The following is a 14,217-nucleotide window of genomic DNA, read 5'->3' on the forward strand; positions in this document are numbered from 1 at the left end:
GCCGAGTCCGCGTCGCCCGGCGATGCCTGATTCATACCGAGCGGACCTGAGACGATCGTTAAAACGGTGCTCAGGCCGATGGGCCGCTGGTGCGGGTTCGTAGTCGGCCTCCGAGGAGTGTTGTGTTCCAGATATGCGAACACTTGCCCTAGGAGCGGAATCCCAGCTGCTCGGAGATCTCCGTGGCCGTCCGCCGCAGGGGCACCTCCAGCCGCTGGACCACGGAGTCGACCGAGGTCGACCACGTCACGTGCACCGCGATGTTGATCGCCGCCACCACCAGCCCGGTCCTGTCGCGCACGGGCGCGGCGATCGAGCGCAGGCCGGGCGCCAGCTCCTCGTCGTTGACCGCGATGCCGGTCTGGCGGACCTTCGCCAGTGCTGTCCGCAGTTGCTCGCGGGCCGTGATGGTCTTCGGGCCACGGCGGGCCAGGTCGACGCTTTCGAGCAGGACGCGCAGCTCAGCCGGTTCGCGGTGGGCGAGCAGCACCTTGCCCATCGAGGTGCAGTACGCCGGCAGGCGGGAGCCGACGTGCAGGTTCAGGTCCACGGCGAACCCCGCCGGGCGGCGGCTGCGGCGGCGTTCGACGTAGACGATGTCCGAGCGGTCCAGGACCGCCATGCTGCAGGCGTAGCCGGTCTCGTCGGACAGCGCCTGCAAGGGTGCCGCCGCGACGCGGGTCACCTCCATCGAGCTCAGTGCGGCGAAGCCCAGGTCGATCACCCGCGGGCCGAGCGAGTACTTGCGGGTGTCCGGGTCCTGCTGGACGTAGCCGAGCTTGGCCAGCGTCGCGACGTAGCGGTGCGTGGTGCTGCGGTTGAGGTCGACCGCCCTGGCCATGTCCGCGATGCCGAGCACCGGGGTGCTCTCGGTGAACGCGGACAGGATGGTCAGGCCGCGTTCGAGCGACTGGGAGAACGAGCCGCTGGGGGCCGCGTCGTCGGCCGGTTCGGGCTTGTCACGAGAAGCCATAGCTGTCAGTTTACTGTGGTGTTTCATTTATTCGAACACTTGATTGACCGTTGGGACAGTCTGTCCCTACCTTCCTCCGCACCATCTGACCTCGCGGAGGCACCCCATGAGCAGTTCCCCCGGCCCGGCAGGGCTTTCCCGGCGCAGCGTCCTCGGAGCGATGGCGCTCGCCCCGCTGCTCGGCGCCTGCGGCGGGCTGGGCAGCGGTCCGAGCGGCGGCGGTTCGGTCCTCAAGATCGGGTTCGTCAGTCCCCGCACGGGTGGTGCGGCGAGCTTCGGCGAGCCGGACGAGTACGTGCTCTCGCTGGCGCGCAAGGCGTTCGAGAAGGGCCTGACGATCGGCGACACGACCTACGAGGTGCAGGTGCTCGACCGCGACGGCCAGTCCAACCCGCAGCGGGGCGCCCAGGTCGCGAACGAGCTGATCAACGGCGACGGCATCGATCTCATGCTCACCACCTCGACGCCGGAGACGGTCAACCCGGTGTCGGACGCGTGCGAGGCCGCCGGTGTGCCGTGCGTGTCGACCGTCGTGCCTTGGCAGGCCTGGTACTTCGGCCGCGGCGCCAAGCCCGGGGAGAAGCAGGCGTTCCAGTACGCCTACCACTTCTGCTTCGGCGTCGAGCAGTTCCGCAACGCCTACACGACCATGTGGCCGCAGGTGCCGACGAACAAGAAGGTCGGCGTCATGTGGCCCAACGACTCCGACGGCAACGCGATCCGCCAGTCGCTCGGCCCGCAGCTCACCGAGGCCGGCTACACGATCGTCGACCCCGGCGCGTACACCAACGGCACCAACGACTTCTCCGCCCAGATCGCCCGGTTCAAGGCCGAGGGCGTCGAGATCATCAACACCTTCCCGCTGCCGCCCGACTTCGCCACGTTCTGGCGCCAGGCGACCCAGCAGGGCCTCAAGCCGAAGATCATCCAGGTCGCGAAGACCGGCCTGTTCCCGTCCCAGGTCGAGGCGCTCGGCGACCTCGGCATCGGGATCGGCGGCGGCGCCTACTGGGCGCCGGTCTACCCGTACACGTCCTCGCTCACGAACGTCTCGTCGAAGGACCTCGCGTCCGGCTACGAGAGCGCGTCGAACAAGCAGTGGAACCAGCAACTCGGCCCGAGTCTCGCGCTGTTCGACGTCGCAGCCGCCGCGCTGACGGCCTCCAACGCACCGAAGGACCGCACGGCCGTCGCGAAGGCGATCAGCACGCTGGACGTGCAGACGCCGGTCGGCCGCCTGCAGTGGGGCAAGGGTCCCAACGCGAACGTCGTCGTCGCGCCGATTCTCGGTGGCCAGTGGGTCGCGGCCGAGCCCGGCAGCAAGTACAAGGTCGACTTCGTGGTCTGCGAGAACTCCAGCGACCCGAACGTGCCGGTCGCCGCCCAGCTCAAGGCCTACGGCGCATGAGCGCCACGCTCACCGGCGAGGGCCTCTCGCAGCGGTTCGGCGCGGTACAGGTGCTGCACGACGTCGACTTCACCGTCGGCCAGGACGAGGCGGTCGGCATCGTCGGCCCGAACGGCGCCGGCAAGACCACGCTGCTCAACGTCCTCACCGGCACGCTCCGGCCGTCCGCGGGCACGATCAGCCTGGACGGCGAGGACGTCACGAAGCTCCCGCCCGAACGCCGCTGCCGTCTCGGCATCGGCCGCGCCTTCCAGGTCCCCCGGCCGTTCGGCGGCATGACGGTCCTGGAGAACGTGCTGGTCGGCGCCACCTACGGCGCGGGCCTCAAGCAGTCGCGGGCCTACGAACGCTGCGTCGAGGTGCTGGACCTGTGCGGCCTCGTCGATCTCGCGAACCGCCGCGCGGACAACCTGGGCCTGTTGCACCGCAAGCGCCTCGAACTGGCCCGCGCCCTCGCTACCGGGCCGCGGGTGGTGCTCCTGGACGAGATCGGCGGCGGCCTCACCGACGCCGAGGCGGCCGAACTCGTCACCACGATCAAGGAGATCCGCGGGCAGGGCATCGGCATCGTGTGGATCGAGCACATCGTGCACGTGCTGGTGCAGGTCGTGGACCGGTTGGTGTGCATGGCGAACGGCCGGGTGATCGCGGACGGGCCGCCGCACGACGTGCTCAACGACGCCACCGTCATCGACGCCTATCTCGGCAAGGCGGCGTCATGACCCTGTTGCAGGTCAACGAACTCACCGCGAGGCACGGCCTGCTCGAAGCCGTGCGCGGTGTGTCGTTCGACATCAACGAAGGTGAGATCCTCGCGATCGTCGGCGCGAACGGCGCCGGGAAGTCCACGATGCTGCGCACGATCGCGGGCGCGCACACGGCGGCCGCGGGCAGGATCTCGTTCGAAGGCAACGACATCACGGACCTGCCGGCGCACGAACGGGTCCGGGCGGGCATCGCGCTCGTGCCGGAGGGCCGCAAGCTGTTCGGCGAGATGACCGTCGAGGAGAACCTGCTGGTAGCGGGGCGGAGAGCCCGTCCAGGCCCTTGGAGCCTCGACACCGTGCTCGCCGCGTTCCCGATGCTCGAGGACCTCAGGCACCGGCGGGCGGGCGCGTTGTCCGGCGGCCAGCAGCAGGCCACCTCGATCGCGCGGGCGATGATGACCAACCCGCGGCTGCTGCTGATCGACGAGGTGTCGCTGGGGCTCGCCCCGGTCGCCGTCGACGGCGTCTACGAGTCCGTGAAAGCACTGCACGACCAGGGAACCACCGTGGTGATCGTGGAGCAGGACCTGGGCCGCGCTCTGTCGACCGCGGACAGGGTCGTGTGTGTCCTGGAAGGACGCATCGTGCTCGACGCACCCACGCGAGCGATCACCCGCGACCAGGTGACCGACGCCTACTTCGGCCTCGGGGCGAGGACGTCATGACGATCGTGAACGCCGTCGTCCAGGGCCTGATGCTGGGCGGTCTCTACGCGCTGTTCGCCTGCGGCCTCTCGCTGCTGTTCGGCGTCATGCGCATCATCAACCTCGCCCACGGCGACATCGCGGTGCTCGGCGCGTTCCTGGTGTGGACGATCTCCACCCAGACCGGCATGTCACCGTTTCTCGCGGTGCTGCTCGCACTGCCGGTGATGCTCGTCGTCGGCTACCTGCTGCAACGCACCGTGCTCGCCCGCAGTCTCAAGGGCGGCGCGCTCGTGCCGTTGCTGACGACGTTCGGCCTGAGCATCGTCATCCAGAACGCGCTGCTGCAGACGTACTCACCGGACGTGCGGTCGCTCGGCGGCGCGGCCGGGTCCATCGCCACCGGTAGCTGGCAGCTGTCCGATCAGCTGTCGGTCTCGCACATCGGCGTGCTCACGTTGCTCACCGCCGTCGTGCTGCTCGGCGGCCTGCAACTGCTGCTGCGCCGCACGCCGTTCGGCCGCGAAATGCGCGCCACCGCACAGGATCCGGACACCGCGGCGCTCGTCGGCATCCCCTCGTCGTCCGTCTACGCGAAGGCGACGGCGATCGCGGTGGCCACGGCGACGCTCGCGGGCGCGTTCCTCGCCGTCCACTCCACGTTCGAGGCGGCGAGCGGCCCGACCCAGCTGATCTTCGCGTTCGAGGCCGTGATCATCGGCGGGCTCGGCTCGTTGTGGGGCACGCTGACCGGCGGCATCGCCCTCGGCATCGCGCAGACCGTCGGCGCGACCATCGACCCCCAGTACTCGATCCTCGCCGGACACCTGCTGTTCCTGCTCGTGCTGGCCGGACCGCGCGGACGCTCGCTGCTCACCAGGAAGGCCACGACATGACGATCGCCAGTCCGGTGTGGACGGTCAGCAGGACGGGCCGGGGCACGCGGATCTCGTCCGTCGCGCTGCCGGTGTTCGGGCTCGCGCTGGTCGCGGTGCCGTTCCTGTTCCAGGCCAACGTGGTCCAGCAGCTCACGTCGTTGTTCATCTTCCTCGTCCTCGCCGTCATGTGGAACGCCCTGGCGGGCTATGGCGGCATGGTGTCCGTGGGGCAGCAGGCGTTCATCGGGTTCGGTGCCTACGCCACGATCTTCCTGACCCAACGCGGAGTCACGCCCTACCTCGCCGTGGTGCTGGCGGCCGTCGCGTCCGCCGGACTGGCCGTCGTCCTGGCGCCGTTGCTGCTCCGGCTGCGCGGCGGGCAGTTCGCCGTGGGGACGTGGGTCGTGGCCGAGGCGCTGGCGCTGTTCGTCGCACTGGACTCGTCGCTCGGCGGCGGTACCGGGGTGTCGTTGCGCGGCTTGAACGTCTTCGCGCCCGACCTGCGCCGCGCGTACACGTTCTGGCTGGCGCTGGCGTTCCTGCTGCTGGTGCTCCTGGTCGTGTTCCTGCTGCTGCGACGGCCGACCGGGGCCGCGTTGCAGGCCATCCGCGACGACGAGGAAGCGGCCGCCTCGCTCGGTGTGCGCACCGCACCGCTCAAGTTCGGGCTGTACGTGCTGGCGGGGTTCGGGTGCGGGGCCGCCGGGGCGCTGACGCTGGCGAACACGCTGTTCATCCAGCCGCAGTCGATCTTCGGGGTGCAGTGGACGGCCTACATGCTGTTCATGGTGCTCGTCGGCGGGCTCGGCACGTTCGAGGGGCCGATCATCGGGGCGATCGTGTTCTTCACGCTGCAGTCGCAGTTCGCCGGGTTCGGCGCGTGGTACCTGGTGGGGCTCGGCGTGGTCGCGGTGGCGTTCGCGTTGTTCCTGCCGCGCGGGCTCTACAGTCTGATCACCGACCGGTTCGGGTTCCGGCTGCTGCCGGTCGGGTACGAGCTGCGCGTGAAGGAGAGCTGACCAGGTGAGCACGACCGTCCGGCACCACATCGACGGCCAGTGGGTCGGCTCCGGCACCGGCAGGACGCACGCCGACCTCGACCCGTGGACCGGGCGGTCGCTGGCGGACGTCGCCTCCGGTGACGCCGACGACGCACGACTGGCGGTCGAGGCGGCGCACCGGGCGTTCCCCGCCTGGGCGGTGCTGCGACCGGCGGACCGGCAGAGGATCTTCCTGCGCGCCGCGGAGGCGTTGGCGCGCAGAGAGGACGAGGTGCTGCGACTCCTCGCGGCGGAGACCGGGTGCGCGGAGTACTTCGGGCGGGTGCAGTTCGAGTTCAGCCTGTCGTTGCTGCGCCAGGCCGCGAACCTGGCCTACTCCCCCACCGGCCAGGTGCTGCCGTCCGACCTGACGGGCACGCGTGCGTTCGCGATCCGCCGCCCGGTCGGCGTGGTGGCCGCGATCGCGCCGTGGAACTCGGCGCTGGTGCTGTCCGGTCGCGCGGTGATCGGGCCGATGGCGCTGGGCAACACGGTCGTGCTCAAGCCGTCGGAGGAAGCGCCGATCACCGGCGGTGCGCTGTGGGCCGAGGTGTTCGCCGAGGCGGGCTTGCCGGCGGGCGTGCTGAACGTCGTCACGCACGCGGCGGGCGAGGCGGGCGTGATCGCGGAGGAACTGGTCACACACCCGTCGGTGCGCCGCATCAACTTCACCGGCTCGACGGTGACCGGGCGGCGGCTCGCGGAACTGTCCGCACGGCACCTCAAGCGGCCGGTGCTGCAGCTCAGCGGGCACAACTCGTTGATCGTGCTGGCCGACGCGGACCTGGACCACGCGGTGCGGGCCGCCGCGTACGGCGCGTTCATCCACCAGGGCGAGGTGTGCATGTGCGTGCGCCGGATCCTGGTGGAACGGCCGGTCGCCGACGAGTTCACGGCCCGCTTCGTCGCCAGGGTCGAGAGCTTCCCGATCGGTGATCCCTCGGCGGCGGGCACGGTGATCGGGCCGCTGATCAACGAGTGGGCGCTGTCGCTGATCGACCGGCGCGTGCGGGAGGCCGTGGAACTGGGCGCCTCCGTGCTGACCGGTGGTGTGGCCCAGCCACCCTGTTACCCGCCGACCGTGCTGACGAACGTACCGGAGGAAGCCGAGGTCGCGTTCGAGGAGACCTTCGGCCCGGTCGCGATCCTGGAGGTCGTCGAGGACGCCGATCACGCCGTGGCGCGCGCCAACGCGTCCCGGTACGGCCTCACCGCGGGGATCATGACCGGCAACCCGTACGACGCGCACGACCTGGCGCGCCGCCTCGAGGTCGGCATCGTGCACATCAACGACCAGCCGGTGAACGACGAGCCGCACATGCCGTTCGGTGGCTTGAAGGACAGCGGGTGGGGACGATTCGGGCTCACGTTCGCCGAAGAGGACTTCACCGAACTGCAGTGGGTGACTTCGCGCAGCACGCCTCGCGAGTATCCGTTCTGAACCAGGTACGTGCTGCGGGGACATTCAAGAAACCGCAAGCCTGAAAATGCTATTTGACGCAAGAAATCCTTTCAACGTATTTCCGCGTCGAACCACAATCGGTCGTGCCGGACCCATCGATCAGTGACGTATGTCACTCGAACACTCCCTCTCCCTGCGCGATCCATAGGGAATTCACCCGACAAGGCAGCACGTTTCAGACAAAACACTGCACGCCGGGAATTGCCCAGCCTCTCGGCCAATGAACGAGGGCGTCACTTGCACACCATTGGTCTGAACCTCGTGTAGCTTGGCGACGGGGGCACTGAAAGGCTGTTTCACGCCTGTTTCGGCACCTCGCGTCCGTTTGCGTGGAATTCATCGCAGGGAAAGAAGACCGGGGATGAAACGCGTCTGCCTGGCCGTTCCGACCAACCGCGAGTGCACAGCGACGCTGATGCAGGTCGCAGAGGAGGCGTCGTACGCCGCCGCACACTTCGACGTCGAGGTCCACCTCTTGGTGCTGGACTCCTCGGCGGACTTCGATGCGCACGCACAGGTTCTGAGATCGGTGCCGAACGTCTGGCACCTCGACGAAGCGAGGCAGCGGGAGTTCCTGCGCCGAGTGATCGCGCGGTCCCGCGTCGGCAAGCCCGACCTGGCGCTGGACCTGATGTTGCCGGACGCCCTGTCCTACGGCGCGTGCACGAACCGCGCGTTCCTGGTCGCGGCGGCACTCGGATGCTCGTCCGTCCACCGGCGCGACTCCGACCTGCACTACCAGACCTACCAAGGGGAAAGCGTTTTCCCGATCCACGCGGAACTGCTGGCTCTGGGCAGACCCGCGACGGAGGCGGTGGTGGTCACGAACCGGCTCGACCCGGCGCGGGCCGAGCTTCCGGTCGCGCTGGTGGGCGCGTCGTTCGTCGGCGAGATGTCGGTCGACCTGGACGACGTGCGAGACCATCCGGCGTACTACGACCTGGTGAGCCTCTGGGCGGCGCCCGGCTCCTCGGAGGAGGAGAAACGAGCGCTGGTCGAGGAGTCCTTCACCGGCTGGGACGCGTTCGACGGTGACCAGTCGGTCCTGGACGTGGTCGACCCGATGCGCGTGGACATGCACAACATCAGCTTCCACGGCCTGCACGAGCGGCTGCCGTTGCCACCGGCCACCGACACGATCGGCAGCGACTACTTCCTCATCCACGTCGCGAACAAGGCCAGGCTGCCCGCGGTCGTCCACAACCGGCACATCGTCAACTTCCACACCGGTGAGCGGAAGTCCGACGCCGGCTTCCTCGACTACCAGATCCGGTTCGCCAAGTTCGTCCTGTCGATGCGGTACTTCCATTTCATCTACGAGCGGATGGACACGGACGATCCGGTGACGATCGCCGCGTTCGTGCGGGAGAGCAGTTGGCAGGAGCGTGACGACGACACCGTTCGCCGGTTGGAGGACGCCTACCGACGACTGGGCGGCCGGTTCGTCCGCGTCGCCGACCACGTCCGCCGTCACCGCGAACGGCTTCTTCTCGAGGCACGGCGGGACGTCGACGACTACGCGCTGCTCATCGACGCGTGGGCGCCGCTGATCGAGGCCGCTGGTGCCACCCGTGTCTGATCACGTGCTCGCCGCCCTGCGCGCGGCCTCCAGTGACCGGTTGATCTACGACCTGAGCGGGATCGAACGTCAGTACCACGCCCTGCTGGCGGAACTGCCCGGCGTCTCCGTGCGGTTCGCCATGAAGGCGTGTCCCGTGCCCGCCGTTCTGTCCGTGCTGGCCGACGCGGGCAGCGGGTTCGACGCGGCGAGTCCCGGGGAGATCAGGCTGGCGCTGGACAGCGGCGCCCGGCCTGACGACGTGCACTACGGCAACACGGTGAAGTCCGACGCCGACATCGCCGCCACGCGCGCGCTGGGCGTCACGACGTTCGCCACCGACAGCCTGGAGGACGTGCGCGCGATCGCGGCGAACGCTCCCGGTGCACGGGTGTTCTGCCGGATGACCACGACGGGTCTGGGCGCGCTCTGGGGGCTGACCTCGAAATTCGGCACCGAGGACGCGGTCTCGGTGCTGTTGGAGGCCGAACGGCTCGGGCTCGTACCCGCCGGGTTGTCCGTCCACGTCGGATCGCAGCAGATGACCGCGCAAGCGTGGTCGACGGCGTTGGACGACCTGGTCTCGCTGGTCGAGAAGCTGGCAGCGGCCGGTGTCGTGCTGGACCACGTCAACCTCGGGGGTGGTCTGCCGGCCGAGGGCTACTACTCGCGTGACGGAGTTCGGCTGACCCCGCCGACCGCGGAGATCTTCGGGGCGATTCGCGCCGGTGTGGAGCGGTTGCGTGCCGCCGGCGTCCCGTCCTTCCTCGTGGAACCGGGACGGCACCTGGTCGCCGATCACGGCACGATCCGGGCCCACGTCAAACGGCTCACCACGCGGGCGGAACGTTGGCTCTACCTGAGCTGCGGCAAGTTCAACGGGTTGTACGAGACGGACCAGCTCCGGTACCGGCTCACCTTTCCCAGTCACAGCACGCAGTCCGTGCGGGCGGTGGTCGCGGGACCCACGTGCGACAGCGACGACAGTTTCGGCGACGACCCCGTCCTGGTTCCCGCCGGGCTCGCTTCCGGCGACCCCGTCTGGATCCACTCCGCCGGCGCCTACGCGACGAGCTACACGACGCAGGGGTTCAACGGGTTCGACCCGCTGCCGGTGGTGGCGGTGCGCAGCGGGCGGGTGCGGCTGATCGAGCCGGGCGACTGGGACCGCATCGGCGAAATCGAGGCGGCCGAGTACGGGGCGCGCGGGCTGGCCGAGGGCAGGGAGCTGCTGAAGTCCCGCTGGGGCAAGGAGACCTCGTTCGTGCTGGAGTCGGAAGGGCGAGTGGACGGGTACGTGATCGCCCTCCCCTACCCGCTGGACACCGGCCCCGATCCGGCGATCGCGGAGCGCGTGGTCCACCGGTCCTCGAACCTGCACTTGCACGACATCGTTGTCAGCGAGGAACTGCGCGGGCGCGGCTGGGCGGGCCGGATGACGGGACGCCTGGTGGAGAGGGCCAGGAGGTCCGGATACCAACGGATCTCCCTCGTCGCTCTCGGCGGAGTCACTGGTTTCTGGGCAGGGCAAGGTTTTGAGAGCCGTCCAGACGTACCGCTGCCGGACGGCTACGGACCGGGGGCCGTCTACATGTCTCGCGTGATCGCGGACGAGGAGCGAGCATGACGGAGTTCCGCCGGGCCCAGTCGGCCGTGGCCGCGCTCTTCTTCTTCCTGGGCTTCCAGTACTCGACTTGGGCAGCGCGCATTCCCGCGCTGGCCGAACGTCTGCAGATCACCGCGGGCGAAGTCGGTGTGCTGCTGCTGAGCGCGGGGATCGGGGCGGCCGTGTCCGCCCCGATCGTCGGGAAGCTGATGGCGGCCTTCGGTTCTCGTCGCCTGTCACTGCTGTCGGCGTGCGGAATCATGGCCGCGCTGGCCGGGCTCGTCGCGGCACCGAACTACTCCCTCGCACTCGTCGCCCTCTTCGTCGACGGCATCGCGGTCGGGTGCCTCAACGTGGCGATGAACGCCCAAGGCGCCGTGCTGGAGAGGAAGTTCGAGCAGGCGACCATGGCCAAGCTGCACGCCCTGTTCAGCGGCGGAATCTTCGCCGCGGCGTTGTTCGCGGCCGGGGTGAGCCTCTTCAGCCAGAACCTCGTGGTGCTCTTCGCCGCGGCCGGGGTCGTCCTGGCGCTGCTGCTGTGGTGGGCGCGAGGCGGTCTGCTGGTCGAGGACCTGCCGGGGAAGGCCGGCGAGCGCGGCGGCGGGTGGACCTGGCCCATGGCCTGGCTCGCCGCGGCGATGGTGCTCGCCACCGTGACCGAGGGTGCCATGACGGACTGGTCCGCGTTGTATCTCAAGGACATCGCACACGCCTCGCCATCGGTGCTGCCGCTGGGCATCGCGGCCTTCTCGGGAGCGATGGTCGTCGCACGGCTGTTCGCGGACGGCTGGCGCGTGCGATGGGGCGACCGGCGCGTCGTGCTCGTCGGCGGAACGCTCGCGGGGACAGGTCTCGCGCTGGCCCTGCTGACCGGTGGTGTGGTGCCGGCCCTGGCCGGGTTCGCCTGCGTCGGCCTGGGCATGGCGGCGGTGACGCCGTGCCTGTACGTGGCCGCCGCACGCCAAGGGCCCGCCGCGCTCACGGCCGTGTCGGCGATGGGCACCACCGGGTTGCTGGCCGGCCCTCCGGTGATCGGGTTCATCGCGGAGTACGCGGGTCTGGTGGCGGGCATGACGGTGGTGGCGGCGACGGCGTGGCTGGCGATGGTGTGCGTGGCGAGGGCGCCGTTCGACGTCGTCCAGAAGACGATCTGACCACCGTGCGCCCCCGGTTCCGGAGAACCGGGAGCGCACCGCGTCACCTCAGGTGCAGGGCAGGACGTCCGGGTCGGTGGCCGCCTGCGGCACCCACCTCACGTTCGCCACCGACGCCGACAGCGCGCCCTCGGTGTACAGGACGAACGGCGCGTTGACGTTCTCCAGGTCGAGTCCCTTGCCCGCCAGGCAGTCGATCGCGATCTTCATCGTCGACTTCTGGCCCACGGGCAGTGAACGCAGGACCGAGGTCACGTCGAGCTCCGCCGCGCACGGGTGCTGGCAATGCGTGCTGATGACCGTGCGGGCCGCCGGTGCCTGGTGCACGACCAGGTCGAACTCCAGTGCTCCGTTGGCGTTGACGTAACCACGCAGGTCGCTGCCGCCCGCGGGGTTCTGGAGGTAGACCATTCCGGTGCCGCTCCACGTGGTCTTCAGCCCGTCCAGCGTGCCGTTGACGTCCGCGGGGACGACACCGATCCCGGCGTGCGAGGCCTGGCCGTCGGGGCCGATCTCGGTGCCACCCCAGTTCTCCGGCGAGGCGATGTAGCTCTTGTAAGGCGCCTTGTCGCCGCCCACGAAGAGTTCGAGGTCCTCGGTGGCGGTGCCACCACCACCTCCGGTGCAGCTGTTGCCCACCGAGGTCTCGTCGAGCTTGCCGACGCTACCGGTCTCCGAATCGCGCAGGCCGTAGCCGAGCCCGAACAACGGGTTGTCCGCCGGTCCGTTCAGCTGCGTCTGGCAGGCGCTGCGCGGCCACGAGTACGGCAGCTTGCCCCTGAAACCGTTGTTGCGGCCCTTGATCAGCAGGTCCGCGACACCCTGCCCCTCGGTGCCGGGCAGCCACGCCGCCACGAACGCGTCGGAGCGGTTGATCTCCTTGTTCATGTACAGCGGGCGACCGCCGACGTACACGGTCACGACCGGGGTGCCCCTGCCGGAGACCTTGTCCAGCACGGCGAGGTCACCGGGGTAGAGCTTCGCGGTCTCCAAGGTGCGCTTGCCGAGGTCGCCGAACCCTTCCGCGTAAGGGGTCTCGCCGATGACGGCGATCACGGCGTCGAACGCCGTCGGGTCCACGCCGTCCGCCGTCTCGGAGAAGGTCACCCGCGCCTCGCCGAGGGCGCCCTGGAGGCCCTTCAGAATGCTGGTGCCGTGCGGGAAGTCCGCGTTGCTGTTGCCGGTGCCCTGCCACGACAACGTCCAGCCGCCGGTCTGGTTCTGGAGGCTGTCCGCGCTCTTGCCCACCACGAGCACCTTGCTGCGCTCCGACAACGGCAGCGTGCGCTTCTCGTTCTTCATCAGCACGGCGGACTCGCGCACAGCCTTGCGGCCGAGCTCCTTGTGCAGCAACGACTCCTGCTGACCGGCATGGGCGCGCTCGGAGGGCTTCCTCGCCTCGAAGGCACCGGCGCGGAGCTTGACGCGCAGGATGCGCGTGACGGCGTCGTCGATGCGGGCCATCGGGATCTCACCCGACTCGACCTGCGCGACGGTGTTGGTGATGAACGCCTTCCAGTCATGGGGCACCATGACGACGTCCATGCCCGCGTTGACCACTGCGGCACAGGACGCGTTGGTGCACCCCGGGATCTGGCCGTGGCCGTTGTAGTCGCCGACAAGCAGGCCGTCGAAGCCCATCTTCTGCTTCAGGATGCCGGTCTGCGCGTACTTGCTGCCGTGCAGCTTGCCTTCCTTGATGACGTCGTTCGTCCAGCTGTTGAACGAGATCATCACGGTCTGCGCGCCCGCCGCGAGCGCGCCGTAGTAACCCTGTCCGTGCAGGTTGATCATTTCCTGCTCGGAGCTGGTGGCGACCCCCTGGTCCTTGCCGCCGGTGGTCCCGCCGTCACCGACGAAGTGCTTGGCGGTCGCGATCACACCGTCCGCGCTGATGCGGCTCCTCGCGTTGTCCTGCAACCCCTTCACGGCCTCGTAGCCGTAGGCCCTGGTGATGCGGGGATCCTCGGAGTACCCCTCGAAGGTGCGGCCCCAGCGGTCGTCGCGCACGACCGCGAGCGACGGCGCGAACGCCCAGTCCTGGCCGGTGGCGCGGATCTGCGCCGCCGTGGCCGCGCTGATGTCCCGGATGAGGCACGGGTTGAGCGCGGCGCCGAGACCGATGTTGTGCGGGAACACCGTGGTGCCCATGACGTTGTTGTTGCCGTGCACGGCGTCGATGCCCCAGATGGCGGGGATGCCCGTACGGCTTCGCTTGGACGCCTCGAAGACCGAGTCAGCGAGCGCCAGCCACTCCTGCGGCGTCGCGTTCTTCTTGCCACCCGGCCAACTTCCGCCACCGTTGAGCACGGAGCCGAAACCGTAGGTGACGACGTCGGCCGGCGTGATGGCCGCGATCTCCGGCTGCGTCATCTGGCCGACTTTCTCGGCCAGCGTCATGCCTTCGAGGATCTTCCTGATCCGCGCCTCGTCGGCACGGTCGGCACGAACCTGGCTCTCGACCTTCGGCCAGTCCTTCAGCTCCGGCAAGGACTTCTCGATGCGGGCACACCCCTGGTCGACGTTCGGCGGCCCGATCACCGGCTGCCCGGCGGCCCCTCCCTGCGGCGCGGCCGCAGCCGCCGCCACACCGGAGACCAGGGTCAACCCCAACACCGCGGCTAGCGTGCTTCTCCACTGCATGAATCCGATCATGGGTATCCCTTCAGCCGCACGTCAATGGGAACGCTCTCACTACTTTGTTCCGGAACTCGCCGGAGGAACCCG

11 protein-coding genes are annotated in these 14,217 nt (G+C 69.2%); 9 read left to right on the top strand and 2 right to left on the bottom strand.

What is annotated here, in order from left to right; genetic code table 11:
- Positions 1-148: 148 nt before the first annotated feature.
- The gene (locus PV646_RS37870) at positions 149-973 is read right to left on the bottom strand and encodes an IclR family transcriptional regulator (RefSeq protein WP_500347160.1); all 825 of its coding nucleotides are present in this window, start codon (positions 971-973) and stop codon (positions 149-151) included.
- A 106-nt stretch (positions 974-1,079) separates the two neighbouring features.
- On the opposite strand from PV646_RS37870, the gene PV646_RS37875 reads away from it, so the two are divergent.
- From PV646_RS37875 to PV646_RS37915, 9 genes are all read left to right on the top strand, one after another.
- The gene (locus tag PV646_RS37875; RefSeq protein ID WP_500347162.1) at positions 1,080-2,381 is read left to right on the top strand and encodes an ABC transporter substrate-binding protein; all 1,302 of its coding nucleotides are present in this window, start codon (positions 1,080-1,082) and stop codon (positions 2,379-2,381) included.
- Positions 2,378-3,103: an ABC transporter ATP-binding protein gene (locus PV646_RS37880; protein WP_500347164.1), complete on the top strand. Its 726-nt coding sequence runs from the start codon at positions 2,378-2,380 to the stop codon at positions 3,101-3,103. The genes PV646_RS37875 and PV646_RS37880 overlap by 4 nt, the downstream gene beginning before the upstream one ends.
- The gene (locus tag PV646_RS37885) at positions 3,100-3,813 is read left to right on the top strand and encodes an ABC transporter ATP-binding protein (protein WP_500347166.1); all 714 of its coding nucleotides are present in this window, start codon (positions 3,100-3,102) and stop codon (positions 3,811-3,813) included. Before PV646_RS37880 ends, PV646_RS37885 begins: the two co-directional genes overlap by 4 nt.
- On the top strand, positions 3,810-4,688 hold the full coding sequence (locus PV646_RS37890) for a branched-chain amino acid ABC transporter permease (protein ID WP_500347168.1): 879 nt from the start codon (positions 3,810-3,812) through the stop codon (positions 4,686-4,688). The genes PV646_RS37885 and PV646_RS37890 overlap by 4 nt, the downstream gene beginning before the upstream one ends.
- The gene (locus PV646_RS37895) at positions 4,685-5,689 is read left to right on the top strand and encodes a branched-chain amino acid ABC transporter permease (RefSeq protein ID WP_500347170.1); all 1,005 of its coding nucleotides are present in this window, start codon (positions 4,685-4,687) and stop codon (positions 5,687-5,689) included. Before PV646_RS37890 ends, PV646_RS37895 begins: the two co-directional genes overlap by 4 nt.
- 4 nt (positions 5,690-5,693) lie before the next feature.
- On the top strand, positions 5,694-7,151 hold the full coding sequence (locus PV646_RS37900) for an aldehyde dehydrogenase family protein (protein WP_500347171.1): 1,458 nt from the start codon (positions 5,694-5,696) through the stop codon (positions 7,149-7,151).
- 382 nt (positions 7,152-7,533) lie between these two features.
- Positions 7,534-8,751: a DUF6271 family protein gene (locus PV646_RS37905; RefSeq protein ID WP_500347172.1), complete on the top strand. Its 1,218-nt coding sequence runs from the start codon at positions 7,534-7,536 to the stop codon at positions 8,749-8,751.
- The gene (locus tag PV646_RS37910; protein WP_500347173.1) at positions 8,744-10,357 is read left to right on the top strand and encodes a GNAT family N-acetyltransferase; all 1,614 of its coding nucleotides are present in this window, start codon (positions 8,744-8,746) and stop codon (positions 10,355-10,357) included. The genes PV646_RS37905 and PV646_RS37910 overlap by 8 nt, the downstream gene beginning before the upstream one ends.
- Positions 10,354-11,490 (top strand): MFS transporter, encoded by a 1,137-nt coding sequence (locus PV646_RS37915; protein ID WP_500347174.1) that lies wholly within the window; start codon positions 10,354-10,356, stop codon positions 11,488-11,490. Before PV646_RS37910 ends, PV646_RS37915 begins: the two co-directional genes overlap by 4 nt.
- Positions 11,491-11,538: 48 nt before the next feature.
- Here the strand turns inward: PV646_RS37915 and PV646_RS37920 are convergent, their stop codons facing one another.
- The gene (locus tag PV646_RS37920) at positions 11,539-14,106 is read right to left on the bottom strand and encodes a glycoside hydrolase family 3 protein (RefSeq protein ID WP_500347176.1); all 2,568 of its coding nucleotides are present in this window, start codon (positions 14,104-14,106) and stop codon (positions 11,539-11,541) included.
- Positions 14,107-14,217 lie beyond the last annotated feature (111 nt).

Origin of the sequence: Streptomyces sp. ID05-26A, from assembly GCF_033794685.1 — a bacterium.
GTDB lineage: Bacteria > Actinomycetota > Actinomycetes > Mycobacteriales > Pseudonocardiaceae > Lentzea.